This window comes from Terriglobia bacterium (assembly GCA_020073205.1).
GTDB lineage: Bacteria > Acidobacteriota > Polarisedimenticolia > Polarisedimenticolales > JAIQFR01 > JAIQFR01.
In genome coordinates, this window is the sequence record JAIQFR010000043.1 from 1 (window position 1) to 21,894 (window position 21,894).

The 21,894-nt window shown below is 61.5% G+C and carries 27 protein-coding genes; 17 read left to right on the forward strand and 10 right to left on the reverse strand.

What is annotated here, in order from left to right; genetic code table 11:
* Nucleotides 1-299: 299 nt before the first annotated feature.
* The 7 genes from LAO51_10650 to LAO51_10680 form a co-directional block, all read right to left on the reverse strand.
* A complete protein-coding gene (locus LAO51_10650) occupies nucleotides 300-2,327 on the reverse strand; it encodes an ATP-dependent endonuclease (GenBank protein ID MBZ5639195.1) in 2,028 nt (675 codons plus the stop codon).
* On the reverse strand, nucleotides 2,324-2,992 hold the full coding sequence (locus LAO51_10655; GenBank protein ID MBZ5639196.1) for a recombinase family protein: 669 nt from the start codon (nucleotides 2,990-2,992) through the stop codon (nucleotides 2,324-2,326). Before LAO51_10655 ends, LAO51_10650 begins: the two co-directional genes overlap by 4 nt.
* 116 nt (nucleotides 2,993-3,108) lie before the next feature.
* Nucleotides 3,109-3,636 carry an Eco29kI family restriction endonuclease gene (locus LAO51_10660; protein ID MBZ5639197.1) on the reverse strand — a complete coding sequence of 176 codons (528 nt, stop codon included), beginning with the start codon at nucleotides 3,634-3,636 and terminating at the stop codon, nucleotides 3,109-3,111.
* A 23-nt stretch (nucleotides 3,637-3,659) separates the two neighbouring features.
* Complete coding sequence (locus tag LAO51_10665) at nucleotides 3,660-4,295, reverse strand: Eco29kI family restriction endonuclease (protein MBZ5639198.1); 636 nt, start codon at nucleotides 4,293-4,295, stop codon at nucleotides 3,660-3,662.
* Nucleotides 4,258-5,460, reverse strand: coding sequence for a DNA cytosine methyltransferase (locus tag LAO51_10670; protein ID MBZ5639199.1), 1,203 nt, complete (start codon nucleotides 5,458-5,460; stop codon nucleotides 4,258-4,260). Before LAO51_10670 ends, LAO51_10665 begins: the two co-directional genes overlap by 38 nt.
* Nucleotides 5,457-5,870, reverse strand: coding sequence for a very short patch repair endonuclease (locus LAO51_10675; protein ID MBZ5639200.1), 414 nt, complete (start codon nucleotides 5,868-5,870; stop codon nucleotides 5,457-5,459). Before LAO51_10675 ends, LAO51_10670 begins: the two co-directional genes overlap by 4 nt.
* Before the next feature lie 51 nt (nucleotides 5,871-5,921).
* A complete protein-coding gene (locus LAO51_10680) occupies nucleotides 5,922-6,203 on the reverse strand; it encodes a hypothetical protein (protein MBZ5639201.1) in 282 nt (93 codons plus the stop codon).
* A gap of 132 nt (nucleotides 6,204-6,335) precedes the next feature.
* On the opposite strand from LAO51_10680, the gene LAO51_10685 reads away from it, so the two are divergent.
* The 4 genes from LAO51_10685 (at nucleotide 6,336) to LAO51_10700 (ending at nucleotide 8,037) form a co-directional block, all read left to right on the forward strand.
* Nucleotides 6,336-6,707 carry a helix-turn-helix domain-containing protein gene (locus tag LAO51_10685; protein MBZ5639202.1) on the forward strand — a complete coding sequence of 124 codons (372 nt, stop codon included), beginning with the start codon at nucleotides 6,336-6,338 and terminating at the stop codon, nucleotides 6,705-6,707.
* Entirely contained in the window at nucleotides 6,707-7,417 is a 711-nt protein-coding gene (locus tag LAO51_10690) for a hypothetical protein (GenBank protein MBZ5639203.1), read from the forward strand. The genes LAO51_10685 and LAO51_10690 overlap by 1 nt, the downstream gene beginning before the upstream one ends.
* Nucleotides 7,418-7,554: 137 nt before the next feature.
* Complete coding sequence (locus LAO51_10695; protein MBZ5639204.1) at nucleotides 7,555-7,722, forward strand: hypothetical protein; 168 nt, start codon at nucleotides 7,555-7,557, stop codon at nucleotides 7,720-7,722.
* An 81-nt stretch (nucleotides 7,723-7,803) separates the two neighbouring features.
* Nucleotides 7,804-8,037, forward strand: a complete 234-nt coding sequence (locus tag LAO51_10700; protein ID MBZ5639205.1) for a DUF2188 domain-containing protein — start codon at nucleotides 7,804-7,806, stop codon at nucleotides 8,035-8,037.
* A gap of 163 nt (nucleotides 8,038-8,200) precedes the next feature.
* On the opposite strand, the gene ssb is transcribed toward LAO51_10700, so the two are convergent.
* Both ssb and LAO51_10710 read right to left on the reverse strand, forming a co-directional pair.
* Nucleotides 8,201-8,620 carry a single-stranded DNA-binding protein gene (gene ssb, locus LAO51_10705; GenBank protein ID MBZ5639206.1) on the reverse strand — a complete coding sequence of 140 codons (420 nt, stop codon included), beginning with the start codon at nucleotides 8,618-8,620 and terminating at the stop codon, nucleotides 8,201-8,203.
* Nucleotides 8,621-8,970: 350 nt separating this feature from the next.
* Nucleotides 8,971-9,981 carry a toprim domain-containing protein gene (locus LAO51_10710; protein MBZ5639207.1) on the reverse strand — a complete coding sequence of 337 codons (1,011 nt, stop codon included), beginning with the start codon at nucleotides 9,979-9,981 and terminating at the stop codon, nucleotides 8,971-8,973.
* Nucleotides 9,982-10,384: 403 nt separating this feature from the next.
* Between LAO51_10710 and LAO51_10715 the strand changes: the two genes are divergently transcribed.
* The 5 genes from LAO51_10715 to LAO51_10735 all read left to right on the forward strand — a co-directional run bounded on the left by LAO51_10715 (nucleotide 10,385) and on the right by LAO51_10735 (nucleotide 15,510).
* Entirely contained in the window at nucleotides 10,385-10,642 is a 258-nt protein-coding gene (locus tag LAO51_10715) for a type II toxin-antitoxin system Phd/YefM family antitoxin (GenBank protein ID MBZ5639208.1), read from the forward strand.
* Nucleotides 10,639-11,394: a ParA family protein gene (locus tag LAO51_10720; protein MBZ5639209.1), complete on the forward strand. Its 756-nt coding sequence runs from the start codon at nucleotides 10,639-10,641 to the stop codon at nucleotides 11,392-11,394. The genes LAO51_10715 and LAO51_10720 overlap by 4 nt, the downstream gene beginning before the upstream one ends.
* Nucleotides 11,391-12,362 (forward strand): ParB/RepB/Spo0J family partition protein, encoded by a 972-nt coding sequence (locus tag LAO51_10725; protein ID MBZ5639210.1) that lies wholly within the window; start codon nucleotides 11,391-11,393, stop codon nucleotides 12,360-12,362. The genes LAO51_10720 and LAO51_10725 overlap by 4 nt, the downstream gene beginning before the upstream one ends.
* A gap of 239 nt (nucleotides 12,363-12,601) precedes the next feature.
* Nucleotides 12,602-14,194, forward strand: a complete 1,593-nt coding sequence (locus LAO51_10730; GenBank protein ID MBZ5639211.1) for a replication initiator protein A — start codon at nucleotides 12,602-12,604, stop codon at nucleotides 14,192-14,194.
* Between the two features lie 344 nt (nucleotides 14,195-14,538).
* Nucleotides 14,539-15,510 (forward strand): replication-relaxation family protein, encoded by a 972-nt coding sequence (locus tag LAO51_10735; protein ID MBZ5639212.1) that lies wholly within the window; start codon nucleotides 14,539-14,541, stop codon nucleotides 15,508-15,510.
* A 71-nt stretch (nucleotides 15,511-15,581) separates the two neighbouring features.
* Here the strand turns inward: LAO51_10735 and LAO51_10740 are convergent, their stop codons facing one another.
* Nucleotides 15,582-15,905 carry a hypothetical protein gene (locus LAO51_10740; protein ID MBZ5639213.1) on the reverse strand — a complete coding sequence of 108 codons (324 nt, stop codon included), beginning with the start codon at nucleotides 15,903-15,905 and terminating at the stop codon, nucleotides 15,582-15,584.
* Between the two features lie 168 nt (nucleotides 15,906-16,073).
* On the opposite strand from LAO51_10740, the gene LAO51_10745 reads away from it, so the two are divergent.
* From LAO51_10745 to LAO51_10780, 8 genes are all read left to right on the forward strand, one after another.
* Entirely contained in the window at nucleotides 16,074-17,135 is a 1,062-nt protein-coding gene (locus LAO51_10745; protein ID MBZ5639214.1) for a hypothetical protein, read from the forward strand.
* Nucleotides 17,132-18,985: a hypothetical protein gene (locus tag LAO51_10750; protein MBZ5639215.1), complete on the forward strand. Its 1,854-nt coding sequence runs from the start codon at nucleotides 17,132-17,134 to the stop codon at nucleotides 18,983-18,985. Before LAO51_10745 ends, LAO51_10750 begins: the two co-directional genes overlap by 4 nt.
* Nucleotides 18,986-19,397: 412 nt before the next feature.
* Nucleotides 19,398-19,634, forward strand: coding sequence for a hypothetical protein (locus LAO51_10755; protein ID MBZ5639216.1), 237 nt, complete (start codon nucleotides 19,398-19,400; stop codon nucleotides 19,632-19,634).
* 265 nt (nucleotides 19,635-19,899) lie between these two features.
* Nucleotides 19,900-20,142 (forward strand): hypothetical protein, encoded by a 243-nt coding sequence (locus LAO51_10760; protein MBZ5639217.1) that lies wholly within the window; start codon nucleotides 19,900-19,902, stop codon nucleotides 20,140-20,142.
* Between the two features lie 130 nt (nucleotides 20,143-20,272).
* Nucleotides 20,273-20,989, forward strand: a complete 717-nt coding sequence (gene radC, locus LAO51_10765; protein MBZ5639218.1) for a DNA repair protein RadC — start codon at nucleotides 20,273-20,275, stop codon at nucleotides 20,987-20,989.
* Nucleotides 20,986-21,231 (forward strand): hypothetical protein, encoded by a 246-nt coding sequence (locus tag LAO51_10770; GenBank protein MBZ5639219.1) that lies wholly within the window; start codon nucleotides 20,986-20,988, stop codon nucleotides 21,229-21,231. Before radC ends, LAO51_10770 begins: the two co-directional genes overlap by 4 nt.
* Nucleotides 21,228-21,419, forward strand: coding sequence for a hypothetical protein (locus LAO51_10775; protein ID MBZ5639220.1), 192 nt, complete (start codon nucleotides 21,228-21,230; stop codon nucleotides 21,417-21,419). Before LAO51_10770 ends, LAO51_10775 begins: the two co-directional genes overlap by 4 nt.
* Nucleotides 21,420-21,585: 166 nt before the next feature.
* Nucleotides 21,586-21,870 (forward strand): hypothetical protein, encoded by a 285-nt coding sequence (locus LAO51_10780; protein MBZ5639221.1) that lies wholly within the window; start codon nucleotides 21,586-21,588, stop codon nucleotides 21,868-21,870.
* Nucleotides 21,871-21,894 lie beyond the last annotated feature (24 nt).

The following is a 21,894-nucleotide window of genomic DNA, read 5'->3' on the forward strand; positions in this document are numbered from 1 at the left end:
GCCAGCCTTCCGCACCCACAGCGTCACGTTCGACGTCTCCTCCTCGAAGCGGTGCTGGATCACCTTGTACCCCGGCAGGCGCAAGATCCGTCGTACGATGTCTTCGGGCATCCTCTTCGTGGCCTCCTCTCCCGTTTGCTAGACAGGAAAGGAGAACCCACGAGGGGGTGCCCTTCAAGTCAAGGCCGATGTCACCCCGGCTTCAATCCACGAATTCTGTCCAAGAGCGTTTTGATCGACGTCTCGCACTAAACACCTCCGGCGACGATTGGATGCGCGGGATTGGGATCGCCCTGACGCTAGGTCTCCTTTACCGCGGCGTTTACCGCGGCGGCAGGTCCTGAAGCTACGGGTGGTACTTCAGGTGTCACCGGGGTCTCTGGGGCGCGATGGGTGAGGCAGGATCCACGCCACTCGACGGTCACCGCCTTCTCGAGGATTAGGCGGATCGACTCCGGCACCACGGCCGGATTACGTGAAGTCAGTTGGCGTGCGATGTAGCGAGCTACGAGGGGCTTGCCGGTGTCGTCCCGCAAGCCCATAGACTTCCTGGCTGCGGCCGTCAGTTCTTCCATGTCCGGTGTCTCGGAACGCAGGTGCTCTTCCCATTTGGTTGGGAAGCAAGCCGCTTTCTTGCCTATAAACAGCGCGGCCGGCGGCTCGCTGGGTTCGCCAGCCAATGTTAGGAGCTCGCGGGACTTCTCGATCGTTGATTTCTCATCGGAGTTCTTGTCGTAATCAAACACCATGTAGCACGCCATGCCGAGCTCGTTGAAGATCCGATACAAGCGGTCCATTTGCCCCTTACCACCGCAGTCCACCACGCTGATATTGAGCTCGTCGAGACGATACCCCCGTGCCTCCGCGTAGATGGGCAATGCGTATTGCTCGGTCGGGCCCTCGACGAGGACGACCTTCCGTGCAAAGAACCCTTCACTCCGTGTGGGGTGGTAGGCGTTCATATACAGATCACGAATGGAATCTGCTGACGGCGTGGCCCCAGGATGGCGGGCGGCCAGGTCTTCCACCAAGTCCTTGATCGCCAGTTGCCAGACCTTCGAACGAACCTCTGTCTTCTTGTCCACGGCGGTGTGGAGGGCTTCGACCCGCACCAACTCGTCGAAGTACGCCACGTCCAGCAGGAGTGACGAGTGCGTTGAGAAGAGGACCTGGTCACCACGGCGGGCGAGTTCAAGGAACACCCGACGAATGGTCCGCTGTGCCTGCGGGTGCATGTACGTTTCCGGTTCTTCGACAGCGAAAACTAGGGTCCGCTTCTTCTCGTCACCGGTGCCGGTAAGACGTTCGGCGTAGCACCTCAGGATTGAAAAGATGATGGCACGTTGCAGTCCGTGGCCTTTGTTGTCTGCGGTATTGCGGAACCCATCGTCTGCGTAAAGCTTCGGCGTCGTTAGGAGCACCTCCAGCGTGGGGGCCTGGAACTCAATTTCCAGGTCGCAAGGCATGTACTCTCGGAGAATCTCGTTGAGCCTGGTTTCGGTCCGGACAATGCCTTCGAGACGACCACCCCCGCCTTCACGATTCAGACGCGACTTCAGGTTTCCTAGCGCTACATCCAACTCAGAACGCTGGCCCTCGGTGACACTCTCGACGATTGCGTACAGGAGCTTTCCGAACGGATTCGACTTCGTCGCTTTTGCCTCTTCGGAAAGGTCTCGAACTGCGGGGACCAAAATGAAGTGCGGCAGATTGCCTTTCAGTACCCCTGCGTATCCTTTGGGGTTGTCCGCCCACGAATCCTCAAAATCAGCATCGGTCAAGTGCTGTTGGGCGAACTCGCCGGCCTTCGTTTTCCAGACACCTACGCCTGGCTTCGGACCACCAACGAACGCAGCGAAGCTGATACCATTGACGGTGAGAGACTCCTTCGCGGCCCACCAGACGTTGATCTTGTCTCCGGTAACGTCGGAGGCGCGGAGCCATTCCAGTTTCGGTGCGGGGATGCAGTAGTGCTGACTGATGGTGAACTTCGTGTCGTCGTCGCTTTCGTCCCTGTCTTTCAGAACTGCCGACCGCGCGACGTGGAACGTACCGTCCCGACGCAGGTACGGCCCCAGAGCTTCCTTCTCTTGCGCGGACAGGGAGTCAAACAGGATTTCTATCCAAATCCCGCGTTTGGTGTCCCCATTCCAGAAGGTCTCATCGCTGAGCTTGCCCATGGCCGGGTTGAAGAAGAAGTCCAACGCCCGGAGGATCGCGGACTTCCCCGCGTTATTAGCTCCTACCAAAGCATGCATGGACCCGAAGTTGATCTTCAGCTCCTCGCAGGAGCGAAAGTTTTTTATCTGGACCCACCTAATCTTCATGACCCACTCCTTATCCGGCTGGGTTTTCTCGTGGTGCTGCGGGTCGCGTTTTCACCGGAGAGTCCTAGAAATTGAGCCCCTCGATAGACCGAGGTCCGGCTGATCCCGAGCTGTCTTGCGATCGCCGCCTTTTTCTTGCCCGCCGCGAGCAGTTCCTTCATCGCATCGAGCTTTTCCGTCGACAGTCTATATCGCTGCCCCGCGCTCTTGCCGCCCCAGCGCTTTCCCTGGCTCTTCGCCTTGGCAATTCCTGCACGCACTCTTTCTGAGATCACTTCGCGCTCGTATTCAGCGAACCCGGCGAGAATGGTGCGCATGAGCCGTCCGGTTGCCGAACGGGCCTCCACGCCGTCGCGGACGGAAACGAATTCCACGCCTGCACGCTCTAGGTCGTCAAGGAAGGCAAGCATCTCGCGCGCTGTCCGCCCAAGACGATCAAGGCGCCAAACGACGAGGGCATCCACTTTCGCGGCGCGCAGGTCGGCTTCGAGCGCCTGCATGCCGGGGCGACTCAGCGTCTTTCCCGTGAACGTGTCGCGATACCAGCGCACGGGCCGCCCGCGGCCGTGCGTTCGGAGCCACTTCTTCAGATCCGGCTCCTGGGCGGCTAGGTTCTGGCCGACCGTGGAGACCCGGAGGTAAACAGCAATCTGTTTCTTCTTCATGAGGTAAGTGTACCAAATCAACTAAAGATGAAAAGAGACGGTTATCTCAAGACGTCTCGGCCTCGAAACCGGCAGGTTGAGGGTGTGCAACCGACTGGGGGATGAAATGCGACACTTCAGCTGGGTCGCTGCGGTGACGTTGCTTTCTTGCGCGCCTTCGCGCGCTTCAGCTTGATCGGCGGGAATTCCCTGTCGAATCGACTGGGGCCGCGCTTGCCAGGTCGCCCCGATCCGGGCACGTGGCTTCCGAATCCGCTTCCCTGCCAACTCGGCTTGTAGTGGCTGATGAGGTACTCCTCACACGCTCGGACTAGCCAGTCCTCCTCGATAACGAGGTAGCGAAAGGCGACGTCGTCGACACGGATCCTCCGACGGCCGCGGAGCTTCTCGGCGTGTTCGGTGAGACGGTTCCTAACGCTGCCAGCCTTGTCCGTCTTGCCGACGTACACCGGCTGTCGTCCGTGGCGGAGGTACAAGGCATAGACGCCCTTTCCATCGGGCTCCAACTCCTCGAGGTGCCGGGCGAGGCGATAACGTCGAGTCGATTCCAGGGCCTTCAGGAGATTCTGCGGAATATCGAACGGTGCGAAGAGATGGTTGTCGGTACGCTTCAAAGCCTGTGCTTTATTCCCTCGTTTCGGCACGCCGAACCTCTGCGGCCGCCGTGCTAGGAACCGGGCGGCGTGATATCAGCAGTCGCCTTCCGCACCCGCTCGAGGATCTGTTGCTCCGTGAGCTTGCCCGCCTTCAGCTTCTCTGCGAATCCGCGGCCGGGATGAAGAACATCCCAGAGCGAGCGTTGCTGCTCGTACCGACCTCTTCCGGGGTCGTGGATTCCGAACCCGTCGATGACCTTGTTCCAAAGGGGTGAAAATCGCTCGATCATCAGGGCTTCGCCCAATGGAATCCAGATGTCGTCCACCGCGAGGTAGCGACAGTAGAAATCCTTGCCGTCAAGGTTCGTCGCCTGCTTGATGGAGTCCGCGTGCTCCGAGAGCCTGTTACAGAGGGCCTGCGTCGGTGCGGGTGTAAGCAAGCCGCCCTTCCGTGCGCCAGGTGGAACGGCCTTCCCGACATAGATCGGGACTTCGAACTTCCCCTTCTTGTTGCGTGCCGCGACCGGGAGGTATGCGGGGTAGTCCCCAACGTAATAGATCGCGTAGACGCCGGCGCCGAGGAAGGCCTCTCCTGGAGGCAGGGGCTCTACTGCCCGCGCGAGCAGCGCGTCGGCGACGCTGATACCGAGGTTCTTCTTATCGAGAGGGTTATACGGCTCTTCGATCCGCACTCGTTGCCTTCCCATGGCTCCGCTCAAGTCGAGCCCTCACCTCAGTCGCAACGCAACGGGCCAGCTCGACAGGAACCGCGTTCCCGAGTTGGCGCATCGCTTCGGACCAGCAGCCGTGGAAGGAGTAGCGATCAGGGAACGTCTGGATGCGCGCGCACTCACGGACGGTGAAGTACCGGACCGTCCCGTCTTCGTGCGCGAGCATGTTCTCGCCGCCCGGGACGCCGTGGACGCCGGCCTTTAGCGCCTTCGCGGGCTCGTCAAGAGGGCTACCGGTGTGCCCGGGGTACGCGCGCGCACCCGGGTTGAACCTATGGTTCAGTACCGCCTCGGAGTTCGTCTTCCGTCCCGGGTCTGGCAGCTCGAGAAGCGCGTCGCGGACGGTTCGCCACGGCTGCGTCCCGAAGGCACAGAGCGATCGAATCTTGTCGATGCGGGGTCGGAGCTGCTCCGGGGTCTTTGGACGTCGCCGCTTCGAGACTCCATGCCGTTCCCAGTACTCGCCCGTCACCCACTGGTCACGAAGGAGAGCGTCTTGGCTATGCGTAGGATCCGGGAACGACCACGCGATGCCGAGATCGGAACGGACCGCAACGATAAACACGCGCTCGCGCCGTTGGGGCACGCCGTAGTCCGCTGCGTTGAGGATGTTCCAACGAACGGCGTACTCAGGCTGGCGGTCCCGTCCCTTGATCTCGTGACGGCGAAGTCTTCCCAGGTGGTCCTGCCAACCTTCTGCTTTCCGCGAGACGAATTCCGGGTACGCTAACTGCAATCTGATGTACTCGAAGTAGTCGGAGAACGAGGGACGAGCGAGACCTTTGACGTTCTCGAACAGAAGGGCTTTCGGATGGAGCGCGCGTACCGCGCGGAGCGCCTCCGGCCAGAGATTCCGAGTGTCGCGGTGTCCCCTGTGCTTTCCGCCCAAGGAGAACGGTTGACACGGCGGCCCTCCCGCTAGGAGGTCGAGCCCTGGAGCAACTTCCATGTAGTCGAAGTCAGCCACGTCCATTTCGTGGACGGGCCATTTAGTCGTCGGATGAACTCCGCGCCGTTGGTTCTCGCGGATCGTTTCGCATGCATCCGCATCCCACTCGACCAACGCCTCGTGCCCGAACCCGGCGGCTGACACGCCAAGGGCGAGCCCCCCGGCCCCGACGAACAACTCAACCGCTCTCATCGGTCGTCCCTCAAGAAGGATTTTAGCCGACGCGACAGTTTTTTTTCGTCGAACAACTCACATTCCCAAACCACCAGCACGAGCCAGCCTAAAGCTCGGAGCGCGCGCATGTTACGTCGATCACGTTGCCGGTTCCCTTCGAGCTTCGGTCGCCAGAAGTCAAGACGCGACTTCGGCAGCCTGCAGTTTGGGCAGCCCGCGTGCCGGTGCCAGAAGCATCCGTGCACGAAGATCGCTTTCTTCTGCCGCCGGAAGACCAGGTCGGGCCGACCCGGTAGCTCCGCAACGCTCAGTCGATATCTGAAACCGAGTCCACGAACCACGCGCCTGACGGCGAGTTCGGGCTTCGTGTCCCGTGATCGAACCCGCGCCATCCGCTCGCTTCGCTGAGATGGAGTGAGCGTGTCCATGCAAGGAATCAACCCGTCCTACCAATCGCGCCAGCCGCCGACGCCGTTCTTTTACGGACGCCCGCTGGACCCGCCCTTGGCAATCCACTGTTGCGTCTGCGGGCTACCGTCCAAGACCGCGAGCCCGATTTTCTTGGCGAGCGAATCCAGTTGTCGCTGTGACGGAGGGTCCGGCAAACCATCCATCAGAAGCGCTTTCTTCTCCATCGCGATCGCGTTGCGCTCGCGAAGCTGTTGCCGACGAACAACCATCACGCCGGGGAATTCACCGGCCTTTGATGGCGGCGTGATGTTGACCACGAAGCTATCCCCATGATGACGCACCTTAGCCACGGGTCCCTCCTGTCCCCGATCAACCAACTCATCCCACCAGCGCAGCCTCGCCAGAGGGATGCCGCGTCGGATCGCTTCATTCTAACGGCGAAGTGTTGACTTTCGACTCAACATTTCCTATCCTGGCACGCAATGACAAAGCTGCCGACGCTCGGGAAACGGATCCGTGAGCTGCGGGTCGCGCGGGAACTTTCGCAGCGCGACCTCGCCGAACGCGTTGCCGCACGACTTAGGAAAGAAGACGGCAGGGGTTTCGATTTCAGTTACCTGAGCAAGATTGAAAACGACCATCTCGTACCTTCGACCACTGCCCTTCTCCAGATCGCCGCTGAATTAGGTACAGACAGCGATGAGCTGCTTGCGCTGGCGGCCAAGGCACCTCCTGATGTCGGCGAGACCCTCAAGAAGAGCCCCGGTGCCCGGGCCTTCTTCCGGTCCGCGACGAACAAGAACCTAAGCGAAGACGAGTGGCAAGACCTCCTGCATCGCCTCGGGAAAAAGTGATGTTCTACCGCAACGAGCAAATTGAAACGCAAGTGGAGAGCAGGCTCACCGAGTACGAACGGCTTACTGGCAGGCCGTTGCCGCTGCCGACTCCGATCGACCTCTTAGCAGAGCGCTTGTTCAACCTCGCCTTCCTCTGGGACGAAATCGAAGAACTTCCTGGCGAAGTCGTTTGGGGCGCGATCCGGCCGCAGGAGCGCCTGATCGTCCTTAACGAGCGGCACAAGGGTGACTTTCTGGCGAAGCCTGGGCTCGAGCGTTCCACGAAGGGGCACGAGATCGGCCATTGGGACCTGTTCGTGGACAAGGCAACACTCGAACATCCGGTGCTCTTTGACCACGGCACGGCTGGGCCTTTTGCGCTCCGCACTACCGCCAAGGGGATGGAAATCGTCATTCTTCTGCGCCACGAAGAAGGTCGGGAGCTCCTGCGGCAACTTCGAGGGCGAGCCGATGAACCCGATGAAGCTCGCGCGGTGAACCGTTATGCCGCAGCCCTATCAATGCCCCGAGAGTTGGTTTTCGAGCACGCATCGAAGATCAACCGTACGGCCTGGCGGAACCTATATCCTCTCGCCGAGCTATTCGGGGTCACGATTTCGGCCCTCCGGGTACGCCTCGAGCAGCTAAATCTTCTTTACGTGGCAGAGGATGGTTCTCTCTTCGAATCGCGCGAGCGGGCCTTCGGGCAGGGTGCGCTACCGTTTTGATTTTTTTTCGGTGGGATGTTGAGTTGACAGTCAACACCAAATGTCCGACGTCGATTCGTGCTCCGCCGGATTCCTGCTTCCAGGGCTTCAGGAGGAAACGCGCAATCCGAACGATTAATTCGCAGAAGGAGAAGACCATGCCTTATCGACGCAAGAAGGGTTCCGACACTTGGCACTGGTGCAAGAACTGCTCGAACTGGCCGACGACTCCGGGCACGTACGAAGAGCAGTACACGAAGCCAACCACAGGCGAGTTGGACAACGAGTGCAAGGCGAAGGAGCAGGCCGGGACCTGCCAGAAGTAAGGGAAGCTCGGGGCTGAAGATCGCTGGGTGCCCGGACGGTCATTGTCCGGGCACCCCATTTCAGAGAATGGAGGTTCAAAGGTGAGCGAAAAGGATCGTCACGTCGTACCCCAGGATGATCGTTGGGCCGTGAAGAAGCCCGGTGCTGACCGCGCGAGCTCTGTCCACGAGACCCAACGTGAAGCGATCGACCAGGCCCGCCAGACGGCGCACACTACTGGTGGCGAGGTCGTGATCCATGGGCGAGATGGCAAGATCCGCGACAAGGATTCCTACGGTCCGGATCCGAACCCGCCCAAAGACACGAAGCACTGACACGCGAGAGCCCTGGGACCAGACGTTCCAGGGCTCTCCGCTTTTCTGCCTGCCACTAACTGAAAGGCCGGAACGACGCATCGCTGCCCCCAAAGCAAAAGCACCGCTGAAAACCAGTGGTGCTCTTCGTTTCCCTCCTTTTCTTAACCCGTTATCGGGGCTGCTAGAACGGGATGTCGTCCTCTGGGACTGCCGGTTCCTCCGGTGCCGGGGGCTCCTCAGCTCGCGGCGCTTCGGCTGCGGGCTGTTCTTTCTTCCCGAGGAGCTGGACCTGGCGCGCCACGACTTCGGTCGTGTAGCGCTTGACCCCTTCGCGGTCGGTCCACTCGCGCGTTTGGAGCGGTCCTTCGACCAGGACGAGCGCGCCCTTCTTCGCGTAGGAACCGAGGAACTCCGCTTGCTGCCCGAAGGCGACAACGCGGTGCCACTCAGCATGCGACGTGCGCTCGCCGGAATCCGGGTCCTTCCTTCGGCTCGTGGTTGCCATCCGGAAACCTGCGACGGTCGTTCCCTTCGACGTCGTTCGCACCTCGGGATCGTGTCCAAGGTGGCCAAGCAACGTGACGCGGTTGAGAGACGGCATGGATTTCTCCTTTCGTTCTGAACTCATTTGGTTTTGTGGTTAGGGATTAGGCCCAGCCTGATGGCTGGAATGGTGTCTGCGAGGCTTTTCTACCCGGGAAACCCCACTCAATCGCGAGGCCGGTAGTCTCCGACCGTTGCCCTTAAGGGCTCAACGAGGCTCTTGATGCACTTGCCGACGCCGGCGATTGCTTCGTCCCTCGCGGACCTCTCGCGCTTCGCCATTCACGTCGCGCTCGAACGGGTCACTGTCGCACTCATCGCACCACCATCCGGAGTCCGCAGGGCCTATGCGGCCGACCCAGCGCAGGAACCGCCGACAGTCTGGATTCGGACAGACCGGGATGGCTCTCATCGTTCGTCTCCAAGGATCGTCCGAATCCTTTCGGCCGAAAGCGTATCAGGCTGCTCGCCGTCCTCGAGGTGGATCTCACGCAGGTACATGCGGCGGCGCAGGCGACCGTAGAACTCACGCAGGCACTTCACGCCGGCGGCGTCGCCGTCGAACATGAGCGCGAGCCGATCCGTGTGCGCGACCAGGAGGCGTTCCTGTTCGTCTGACAACGTGGATCCCATGAGCGCAACCACGCTCGGGAACCCCGCTTGGTGCACCCGCATCGCGCCGAAGAATCCCTCCACCACTATCAGACCACGGGCTCCGTGGGCATCGTGGGCTTTCGCGCGGTTCAGGTTGAACAGAACGTGGGCCTTCTTGAACCCATCCGGCAGTCGATACTTCCCCTTCTCCTCAGCCATCGCCTCGTCCACCGCGCGACCGGCGTAGGCGACGAGCTCGCCCTTTTCGTTGTGGATCGGAATGGCGATGCGGCGCTGCATGAGCCCGCGCGTGCAGAAGCCGATCCCGAAGTGGACAACCGTCTCTGGCGTGAGCCCGCGCTCTTTCAGGTACGGATGCTTTGCGTCGAGATTCCGGAGCGGACGCTCGAGCGGCGGGTTGACGACTTCGACCTGGCGCTCGACGTGGGCAGCGGCCGGGATGGAATCAGGCGCCGGTTTTTCGCTAACCTTAGCGGATTTCTTAGGCTGCTTCGTCCTGTCGAATGTGAGCTTGAACCACTCGGCGAGTTTCTCGCCGGCTTCGCGGATCGAGCAGTTCTCGACCTTCATGACCAGATCGAGGACGTTGCCGCCGCCCTTGCAGACCGAGAAGCAGTTCCAGATGTTCTTCTCGCAATCGACGTGGAAGCTCGCCTTGCCCGTGCCGTGATGGATCGGACAGGGGCCCACGAGCTTGCCGGGCTTGGCCTCCTTGAGTCCCTCGAGGAAGCCGTAGTGCGCGAGAAGATCGCGGATCGAAACCTCGTGCTTGATCGTCGCGAAATCGAGCCACTGGCCCGCCATGGAGACACCCCCTTTCTGTGGGTAAGCTACTGATTTAAGGAACGTTACCCTGAGCTTACCGAGAGGGCGAGGCTTGTCAATAGTGCCTCCGACTCGATAGGATGAAGGAGTCGGCGAGGGCCCTTTCTAAGACTTAGGTTCCACGCCCACGGGAACATGGCCGAGCAGGGGAAGTCCGCCAAGGATGGGATCTTGGCCCCCCTGCCGAACCGCTCACCCCATCAGACGGTTCGCGAGAGGGCCCTTCTCGCCGGCTCGTTTTGAACCTTTCACCCCAAGGTCTTGGGGCACGGGTGGTCATCTATACAAAATTTTGATTTCTCGGTATGCTGACCACACCGGTCAGTAAGGCCGGATGAGTGTACGCAGTGCGTACACGGCGAAGGAGACCACGATTCGAACTATGCTCAAAGCCATCCCAGCACAGGACTTCCGGATCAGGCTCGGTGAGTACCTAGACCGCTGCGACCTGTCCGGTGATTCTTTCGTCGTGACCCGCGGCGATCGCGCCAAAGCCGTAGTCCTCGGGGCGACGCAATACCTCGAACTCATGGAGCGACTAGAGGCCCTGGAGGCAGGTCAACCCGTCCCGCCCCGGAGTGCTGAGGCCTCCGGAGAGAAGGTCCTGACCAAAGAAAAACTGAAAACCATGGTGCGATGAAAGTCCTCTCGATCACCAACCTCAAGGGCGGCGTCGCGAAGACGACCATCGCCTACAACCTCGCCGGTGTCCTCGCCGAACGAGGGAAGCGTGTGCTCCTGATCGACATGGACTACCAGGCCAACCTCACGACCCTCTTCGAGGGCGAGGAACCCCGCTTCGAGACCGGTGCCAACATTGCGAAGGTCCTGCTTGAGTCCCTTCCCCTGTCCCAGGCCATCTACGAGAGCGGGATCCCAAATGTTTGGCTCGTGCCGGCGGACATCGACTTGTCCCTCCTCGACGCTCGCTACCAAAGCGACCTCAATGCCCACTTCCTGCTCGCGGAACTCCTCGAGATCGAGCGTGAGCGGTTCGACTACGTTCTGATCGACTGCCCACCGCACCTGTTCTTGGGAACGCGCATGGCCCTGGTCGCCTCGGACGGCTACCTCGTGCCCGTGGCCGCCGACCGCTTCTCCTTGCGGGCTGCAATGCACGTCCTGCAGGTCGCCGAGAACATTCGGAAGCGCGCGAACCGTGATCTTCAACTCCTCGGGATCGTCATGACGCGCGTGATGCGACGTCGGGTTTCGGACCAGTACCTAGAGATCTTCCGAGAGCACTTCAACTCCAAGCTGCTTACCACGCAGATCAAGGAGCGTACCGTCATCCAAGAGGCAGCCACCCACGGCAGCCCTATCTCCGTGTTCGAGCCGAAAGGCGAGGCAGCGGAAATGTTCCGGTCGCTCGCTAACGAGATTCACCTATGAGCAAGAAGGACCTCAAAGCCGCGATGACTCGGACAGCCGCCCTTGCGGCCCGTTCGAGCGCCGCCCACACGGGCGCGCTTGAGCAGGTGCTTGGCGGCGCTGCCGCAGACGCGCCGATGCCAGCCAAGATCCTGCCCGGCGCACGGCTCATCCCACTGGATGAAATTGAACCGGACCCGCAGCAGCCGCGGCAGACGATGGACAAGGCGGCCCTTGCTGACCTTGCCGCCTCTATCCGCGAGAACGGAGTCCTGCAGCCGATCACCGTGCGGTGGATCGCGGAGCACAAGGTCTACCGCATCATCACCGGGCATCGCCGTGTCACGGCGGCTCGTCTCGCGAAAATCGGGACCGTTCCGGCCATCGTGCAACCCGAGTCCTTCGACCAGCGGAAGACCTTACTGCACCAGCTCGTCGAGAACATTCAGCGCGAGGGCATTCCTCCGATCGAGGAGGCCCGAGCACTCCAAGCCTTCACCGAAAGCCAGGGCATCTCACAGCGCGAGGCTGCGAAGCGCCTCGGTAAGCAGGTTGTCTACGTCAACGAGCTCCTCACCATTCTCAAGATTGAGCCGAAGCTTCTCGTGAAAGCTTCCACGTTACCCAAGCGAGCGCTCGTCGAGATCGGCCGCGGGAAGGACCAGGCCGAACAGGAGCGGCTCCTCAAGGCGGCTCTCTCCTCCAGCACCCCGCACGCCGAACTCAAGCGCGAGAAAGCGAAGGCCAAGGAGAGCGCAGCCCCGCACTGCCGGAAGCACTACGACGTCCCCGAATCGTCCGCGACCGTCACGGTCACGTTCGACCGCGACAGCGAAGAGGTCTCCTCCGAAGACGTCATCGAGGCCCTCACGAAGGTCGTGCAGCGCCTTGCGGCCGAGGGAATAAGTGTCACCACGAAACCCCGCACGCGGGGTCCGCAGGCGGTCGCTCCGAGGGCTCGGAGAGCCCCGTCGCCGGAGTCTCCATGAACCCCGTCCGGCAGGCCCCAAACGTTGACCCTTCGGGCACCAGAACCTTGACCCTTCAGACACCAAACGTTGACCCTTCGGGCACCAGAACCTTGACCCTTCAGACACCAAACGTTGACCCTTCGGGCACCAGAACGGCCATAAAACCCTTTATCAACGCCACTTTCTGGAACCGCTAATGTCTTTCTAAGACCTTCTTCTAACTAATTTCTAAACACACAGGGGTGTGCCCCAAACCCATGAACCAAGAAGCCGAAACCAAAGCCACCAGCGAGGAGTTCCAGAAGAAGCTCCTACGGTTTCCCCTTCCTCTAGGCAGGGAACCTATCGACCTGGCCGAGTGGCCGGTGGTTACGCTGGCGCACGTCCCAATCAGGGACCGGCTGGTGATCGAGAACGTGCTCGGAGCCGATGCTGACGGCTCAGGGATTCCTCAAGGGTGGGAACTTGCGCTCCGCAATCTCGCCGTGGGGGCACCCATCGCCGGCGACCAAGACATCTACGTTGCCATCATGGCCTTCCTGCATGAGACTGACTTCAACGTCAACGAGCGAGTGCTTCGCATCACCCGTGCGGACATCTGCCGTGTCCTGGACTGGCAACCGAACTTGAAGCGCTACCTCCGGATCCAGGATGCGCTATCGCGGTTCAGGAACGTCACCTATAAGGGCCGGAACATTTTCAAGGACCCCGAGACCGGGCAGCGGTACGGATACATCGAATTCGGTTTCATCGATTCCTTCGGCTTTTCAGACCGCCCCCCGAAACGAAAGAAGGGGGCGCGACAGCCAGAGCTGCCGCTGTCGTACGTTCGCATCGCGGACGAGTTCCTGATCCTCTGTCGGCACGCGAACCTCAAGCTGATCGATCTGGACTTTTACCGGTCGCTTTCGCGGCCTGAGACGCGGTGGCTGTATCGGTTCCTCGACAAGAACCTCTACAAGCGAACCGAGTATCGAATCGGGCTATGGAAGCTCCGCCGGAAGCAGGGGCTCCTCGCGAACCGCGACCCGAAGTACATCAAGCGCGACCACGAACCGAGGCTCGAGGAGCTGAAGGGAAAGGGCTTTCTCCGCGACTGGCGCTTCGAGAAGTCCAGCGACCCCGAGGACCGCTGGCAGTTGTGGGTCGCGAAGGACCCGGCGTTTGGCCTCAGGAGGCTCGCCAGGCGCTCGTATGGTCCAACACCCCAAGGAGCCCCAAAACGTGCAGCAGGCGAACGTATAGGGCCGCCTGAGGGCCATCAGGAAGCGGGCGCCCCCGAAGCGGATCTTGTCGCCTACTTCGAGTCCACGTTTCATGGGGTGGCTGGTGTCCCGGCGTCCAAGAGCGAGCTCGGGAAAGCGGCCGACCTCCTGCGGCGCTGCGACGGTGATGTTGCCCGGGCGCGCTTCTGCATTGACTGGACCCGCAAGGAGGCGGAACGGACCAACTTCCTCATTCAGAACTTCGGGGGTCTTTTGAGCAACAACTACCCCGAACGAGCGCTCTCCGACGTCAAGCGCTGCGAGCAAGGGCGGGCCGACGCCGCAGCAGAGGAGCGGGTCCGGCTGATCCACGCCCGCTACCAGAACTGGAAGAACGCTGAGATCGAGGCGCGCTGGAACGCGCTCTCACCCGAGGACCAGGAGCGACGTGTCGGCATCGCCACCGCAGAACTTCGCAAGAGCCAGGGCGACCGCCTGTCCTACTGGCAGAAGGACGCAGTGGCGCGACACGCGCACCACTCGGCGAAGCTGCAACTCGCCGAGGGGCTGTGTTCCTTCGAAGACTGGCGGGCGAAGAACCTCGACCAGGACGACGTGGGGGCCTCTACCGAGGCCCCACAGTAGGGCCTACACTAGAACTAATGTAGGGTCTGCCGTTCGCATAGACGCAACGGCAGCAACTACTTGCGCGAGTTCGTGGCGGACGCTTCGCGCCGCCACCCCGCTGTTTTTTTCTCGGCCGTTGTGGTAGGCTTACCTTCACGAGTACGGCCTCGACTGCGGCCACGACCTCCTGACGTCGGTCTGGCCTTGCCCTTCCGCGCGGAAGCACCGACGCGTCAGGGAAAAACCAGCGGGGTGGCGGCGCTATCGCGCGGACCCCTCCGCTAGCGCTACGGGGCGCCACGAACTCGCGCTGAATACTTCGGCCGCCCGAGGCGGCCGGGGAACTCTTGAGCCAACGACCTATGGAAAAGACGATCACAACGAAGAACGGCTTGCGGAAGTTCATTCCGCAACCGGAACGCTACGCGGCGCGGTACGGGATCTTCACGCTCACGCCGCGCGATCTCGACATCATCGAACGGGTCTGGCGGTACCGGCACCTCACCACCGACCACATCCGGGCGCTGACGCCGGGGTCCGACCAGCAGATCACCAGGCGGTTGCAGGGCCTCTTTCACAACCTTTACCTGGCCCGCTACGCGCCCCGGGAACGGATGCGGCACGACCTCAACGCTGGCAGTCCGGTCCTCGCCTACGGGTTAGAGACGACGGGCTGGCGTGCGCTGCAGGATCACGGCCGCGCGCGGACGGACGCGGACCTTGAAAACAGCGAGCTCGAGCAGGCCGCACCCGATGCCTGGCGGCAGGTCTACACGAGGCGGACGAGCTACTTCCTCGAACACCACCTCGGGGTCTCCAATTTCCATTGCGTCCTAGAACTGGCCCTGCGGGACGGTGCCGCGCGCGGGCTGTCGCTTCTCGAGTGGGACCAGAGCAAGGCGATCCGCGGGAAGGTGACGCTAAGAGGCGGCAAGGTGTACCGAACGGCGCCGGACGCCTACTTCTCGATCAAGGATGCCGAGGACCGGGTACGGAACTGCTTCCTCGAATACGACGCTTCAAGCGAGGAGCGCCGGCGGATTCTGGAGAAGTACATCCGGTATTGGTGGTGGGTCCAGAGCCCCGCGTACCGGGACGGGCACCAGGACCACGAGCACGTGGCCGTGCTCTTCGTGACCACGGGTGAGAAGCGACTCGCGAACCTCATGCAGGTCCTTCGGGAGATGCAGAAACCAAACAACCCGCCATTCGGCGGGAAGGGGATCTTCGCCTTCGCGTTGGAGAGTGACTACCAGCTCGCGGCGCCGGCGTCCATCCTGGCACCCATCTGGCGCACGGTGACGAAGCCAAAGGAGCGAATCGCGCTGGTATAGCGAAACCCCCGGGAACCGAAACGGTCTCGGGGGTTTTTGAACCGGAAGGAACGAGGCTCTCAGGAGTGGGGTCACGAGAGCGGAGCGACCAGGTCTTTGTGGTGCTGGTCGAAGGCGAGCGCCGCCATCATCACGTTCTCGTCCGTGGGCTCGATCCTGGCTGCCCAGAGGAAGTGCCGGAGCTTGGTTACGTCGCCCACGGGGACGATGGTCTCAAGGGCCTGAGCAACGGTGCAGTCGTCGTTCTGTTGCTGGAACTGCACGCAGCGCTCAGCGTACTCCGTGAAGAACTGGCCGACGGCTCTCACGTGATCGATCGGCAGAGACTCCATGAACTTGCAGATCGCATGAACATGGGGCTGCAAGGCTGCGGGAAGCAGCTCCTGATGAGTCATGGGGAACTCCTCCTCGCGCCGCGATGGTTCTGATGCCCGACATGGGCTTTGTTTCGGGCGCGGGGCAGGGGATAATCAGGCGTTCTCCACTACCCTGCGGGCACAAGGGGGCCGTCGGAAGTGTACGTAACTATATCACAATAAAGAACTTACGTCAAGGGGGCGACCATGGCTGGCGGATTCGCCGCGCTCGTTGTTCTCGCGATTGTTGTTTGGATCATCGTCGCCGTATCGAAACACGCCAACAAGACCCGTCTCGAACTGGAAGCCTACCAGAGGGCACAGCGTAAGGAGGAAGACCGTAAGAAAGCAGCCGAGGAAGCCCGCCTTGCGCCAAGGCGAGCAGCATTTGTTCCAATCCGCGCAGAGATCAAGAGCCAGGCGTACCTTCTGGCGGCCCATCCGTATTATTCCTATGAGCATCGCGACCGCCTGAAGTCCACCGACAAGGCCGCACTTGTTCGTTACCAAGTGTGGATGGATGATCCTGACTTCAAGGCTGGGAAACTCACAGATAGCGACAGCGAGCAAAAATTCATCGAGAAGATTGTGCTTGAGCTGCAGGTGCAGATCGGCCTAGCCGAGAACATCACGCAAGCGGAGTGGGAAGCTTACCAGTCGCAGCAGGCGAAGCTCTTTGATGAAGCACAAAAACACGGAATGACGGTGGCGCAGTGGCAGGCGAAGGAGCGAAGCGATCTCGAATTTCGCAATGCGAGGTTCGTTGAGTTTAAGGAGCTCGTCTTTGCAGAGATTGACATCAGCCCTGAAAGACGAGCGCAGGGTATGGGATTTTCGGGGCTCAAAGAAGCGTTCGAATACCTCGATAAGAACCAGGGTGGCAAAGGCAAGCAGCCATCCGGAACAACCACTACGGCCATCCTATTCCTCAGACAGTTTTCTTGGGCAGAAGCCGTGAGCCGCATTAAAGGCAAAGAGGGGAAGCCGATACCTGAATTGGAGCGCCTCGAATCTCAGGCGATCAAGTACTTGAGAGACCAACAGGCGAGTTTCACGGCAGAACAGATGGCACAGATCTGTTTTGTCGTGGACAACGCGACGCACATGACCATCCATCAGTTGATCGACGGTGCGGTGCAGAAGTTCAAGGCATTCAAATGGCCGGTGGGCTGCCAGTTCGACGACTGGGCGGACGAGTACCGGACAAGACTCGGTGAAGCACGAACCCTTGAGAAATTTCGCTCAGTACTGTCGTTGGCGGCTGCATGACACGACGAGCCGCAGATGGCCCGTACGAGAGACTACGAAGGCGGGCAGGAATCAAACCCTATCCGACGCAGCGGGATCGTGACCTTGCCTATGCGAAGATCCATGAACGGGCGCTGCTTCCTGACGGCGCGATTCTCCTCGGATTCGACCCGAGCACGGGTCGCGCGGCTTACTTTCTGCCGGACGACCTCGCCACCCACCTACACATCCTGGGTGGTAGTGAGACCGGCAAGACGAACTGCCTGAAGCTCCTCGCGGCCGCGTTTATGGCGCACCGGGACCGCACCGGCCAGGGATTCTCAGTCATCGACCCGGCGGGACCTCTCGCGCGTTACGTCTTGGACCTGTGCGTAGCGCGTGGTGAGAGCTTCGCGCCGAACGTGTTGCATTTTTCCCTCAGAGATTCCGGGTACGTTCCTATCTTCAATCCGCTGCGTCCTGATCGGGGGATTTCCTTCACCGCCCACAGCTTCGTCGAGGCTGTGGCTCGGGTACGCGGTGTTGAGAGGACCGCGGACACGCCGATGATTACCGAGGTTCTGTACAAGACGGCAAAAGTCCTCCTGCACAACGGCCTGTCGCTTGTTGAGGCTGGATTTTTCATCGGCCACAGCGACCAACATCTTGCTGTGCGCGATCTCTTGCTCGAGCGCGTGAAGGACGATCCGGAGCTGGTCTCCTTCTGGCGCGATGACATTGGTCTCCTGCGAGCCTCAGAGCGCCGGAAGGAGATCTCGCCGGCCGCCAGGCGCTTCGAGCACATCCTCGAGTTTCCAGCGATCAAACAGATCGTGGGGCAGAACGTCTCCGGGTTCGACCTCGCCCGCGTCATGGACGAAGGCCAGATTGGGATTTTTGACCTTGGCCTTGATGGAACAGAACTCACCTCGGAAGCGGCGCAGCTCATGGGCGCGCTTCTCGTGCAGGAGTTTAAGGCCGTGACCATGCGGCGGGTACCGAACGCGTCCCGACCGCACTTCCTCATGATCGACGAATTTTCGGACTTCGTGTCTCACGACGTCATGACCGTCTTCGATCGCGCGCGGCAGTACGGCCTCAGGGTCATTCTGGCCCACCAAGGTCTCGACCAATTGCTCTTGCGCGACGAGGACCCTCGGCTCCTCAAGGCGATCCTTCGAGTCCGGCAGAAGCTCATTTTCGGAGCTGGGCTCGTGGACGATCAACTGACGCTTGCCCGGCAAGCGTACGCGCCCTGGATCGATACCGAAAAGCGCAGGCTCGAGATTCGTACAAAAACACCCTGGCCCGTCCCTACGAAGGTCATCCTGCAAGGTGGCGCCGACACCCACACGCACACGGACACGTACCCTTCGGGAACCCGAGGGCGTTCCGTTGCCCATCCCGCTGGTGGTCTGGACCCGACCATCACGGAGAGTGACACGGAGCCCACCGGACCTACGTCAGGCGATGCGCGCGCCGCGCAGGATACATGGCATGAGCAATACGTGACTTTCTTCGAGGAGCGCGAGCAGCTCGTCGGTGTTCAGTTCGACGAAGCCGAGAACCAGATCTTCAAGAAGATGCAGATCCTTTACCGTCAACCCGCAGGGACGTGTTCGGTTGTGACTGGAAAAGACGAGCCCCAGGGTTGTGAGATGCCGCTTGTTCCTGAGAACGCACTACCCGAGGCGGACCGCCAACGATTTCTCGCCCGGGTCTTTTCAAGACCCTGCTACTTGCCTGCTCAAGAGGCCAGGAATCGAATTCAGGAGCGCCATCGGAAACTTCTTGAGGAGTCCTCGCCCTACATCGTCCAATCCTCGGGACCGAAGCGCCGGCACGTGACGCAACGCCCCAAGGCGCCGAAGAGCGAGGAGTCGGGGACCTAGTCCCGACGTCGGCGGGGGTTTCGCGCAGAAACGACGTTCTAGGATGCCCCAGGATCGCTCTGGACCAAGTGGGCAATACGATTGGACGTCCAGAAACGGCGTTCAACGGCTCGTGGTGGCGGCGCGTGGCGCCGCTCTCTTCTCATTCCCCACCTCTACCAGCGAGTCAGCGGTGTGGCCTGCGGCCACGGGTTCGTTCAGATTGCCCCGTTGCCGTCAGGGTAGCAGCACGCTGCGCTCCGCTTGTTCTCGCGCACCTCACGGGCGCTCGAATCTCACCTAGCGGTCAAGGTGATCCCTGCGGGCATCCACCTTGACCTCGGCTCGACCTGTGCCACCCACTCCGGCTATCCGGGGCACATCCCTTCAAGGTCGAGTGTCTCGGGTTAATCAAGCAGCCCAACGAGAGGGGGTGAGCAGCATGGCAGGATTTACAGCGGAACTCGTGGAACGGGTTCAGCAACGCTTCGGGGACAACCCGCAGGCGGCTGAGATTTACGACTTCACGAAAGAGGTCGCGCTCGAATCGTTCAAGAACGGTCTTCGAGCAAGCCGCCGAACGTCCCCAAACGGAAAAAGCGCCCCAACCTACATCAAGGGAAGCGCTCTCCGAAACGGGAAACTCCATCCCGTAATGGCTGAAGCGTAGCGAACGTACGCGAGCCGTCAAGCCCCCCGAATCATCGGGGGGTTTTGACATCTTGACGAATCGCTGGACTTCTGTTGTAGCAACTCGCTGGTAGAGGTCTTCCCCAACAAAGTGGTCGCTTCGCTCCTTCGATGCGCGGCCGGTTCCACCCCCCGCGCTGACCGGTACGTTTCTCGATCGCAACTCAACCGAAGACCACAGGGCTCTCGGCAACGATGCTCCGTGGTAGGTTCGAGACAGCATGAGCGCACGGGCTAGGGAACGAATGGACGCGACGCTCGCTCTGCTCCGGATCGAGGAGGTTCCCGTCTGCCTTCGTCTCGTCGATCTCATGGAGTCGGCAGCCTTCATGACGACCACGGAGGCCACGGAGTGGCGCCGGCTCTTGCGGGGGTGGCGTTCCTTCCTGCAACTCGCGCCCGACGCTACCGCCGCCGACGTCGGGCTCCAGGCCCTTGACCGCCGCCGGCGGGCTGGTAAGGTTCAGGCCATCCCGTCCAACGGGTAAAACAAACCCCCAAAATCGCCGTGGAGGCTAACCTCCGCGAGGCAAACAGGGCATTCCGTGAGCCCTTCCTACCACCCGTCTGCCCCTCGGGGTCCCCCAACCCGTTCTTTTCACCACGAGAGGAGGAACCATGCCCGATGACGACCCGGTCCGTGTGTCCGAGGCCGTGCCCAGCCCCGCGTTGTACGTCGTTCGTCAGCCCATCGAACTCGGTGTCGGGTCGAAGCCCCGCGACAAGATCCTGAGGCGAGGCATCGGTGCGCTTTCCAACACCGAACTCCTGACGGTCATCATGGACTCGCGCGCCACCCGACACGCCGCGCAGCTCATCCGCACGCACGGCGTTGCCGCGCTACCCAATCTCACGGTCGGCGAGCTCCTGAAGAGCGCCGGCGTGACCAAGCCGCGCGCCTGCAGGCTGGCCGCCACCTTCGAACTCTACCGCCGGCTTATGGCGAAGGAGGAACACGAGCGGCCGAAGCTACACCGGCCGAGCGACGCCTACGCCCAGGTCCTCGAGCTACGGCACGCCAGGAAGGAACACCTCGTGGGCCTGTACCTCGATGCCCAGAACGGCCTTCTTCACCGTGAGACGCTCTCGATCGGATCCCTCAACACGACCCGCACGCATCCGCGGGAAATCCTGTACCCCGCTGTCCTGCACCTGGCCCTCGGGTTCATCCTGGCCCACAACCACCCCTCGGGGTGCCTGGACCCGTCCGATGAGGACGTGGAGTTCACCCGCGCGGTCAAGCGCGCCGGCGAGCTGGTCGGCATCGAGCTCTACGACCACCTGGTCGTTGGGAACGGAGGGTACACGAGCCTCCGCGAGCGGGGGACCCTATGAAAGACCCGGCGTGGGTCTGCCCTGTCTGCGGTTCCGAAGACCTCGAGGGGCTCGCGTGGGTCCGGTTGAACGGCGAACGCGTCGTGAGCTGGGACGAGAACTCAAGTTACTGGTGCCCGGCATGCGAGCGCCACTACAAGGGCATCTGCCAGGTTGATGAAAAAGGCCGGTGCCTCATGCACGACCAGCCCATCGAGGAATGCCGGGAAGGGCACCGCCCCGTGGTACGAGGCGTGCGGTGAGCGCCGCGTTACCGGCCGTGCTCATGGGGATCACCCGCCTCGGCTACCGTGGAACGATCACGGAGCACGCGCTCTCGTCCCTCGTGGCCCACGTCGAAGAGCATGGGCTCGAGACGGTGCTCCGGTGGATCGAGGAGGATCCTGGCCTGCTCCTGATGCCTTCCTGGCAGTTCTTCTACCTGCCCTGACCCGCCGTCCCGCTTCCTCCAGCCTACCAGCGAGCCTCTTCACCCGATCAAGGTAGAACGTGCCGTCTCCACCTTGACTGGCGACCCTTCCTCACTGGCCTTGCCGTCGTTGCCGAGACGGCAGGTCGAACGTCACGGCTTTAACCAGCCAGCAAGGAGACAGCCTATGACGTTGCATCCACTCGATAACAAGTTCCCGCTCGGGCAGACGGTCATCACGTCCAACGCCTTGGAGCGGCTCACGCATGGGGACGTCCTCGGGGCCCTCAGGCGGCACGCCGCCGGTGATTGGGGCGATGTCTGTGAAGAGGATCGGCAGGAGAACGAGCTCTCGCTTCGTGAAGGCTACCGGCTTCTGTCGGTCTACCACTCGGCGGCCGGCGAGAAGTTCTGGATCATCACGGAGGCCGATCACTCGGCCACCACGGTCCTCATGCCCGAGGACTACTGACCGCGACGGAGGAGGCGTCGCAGC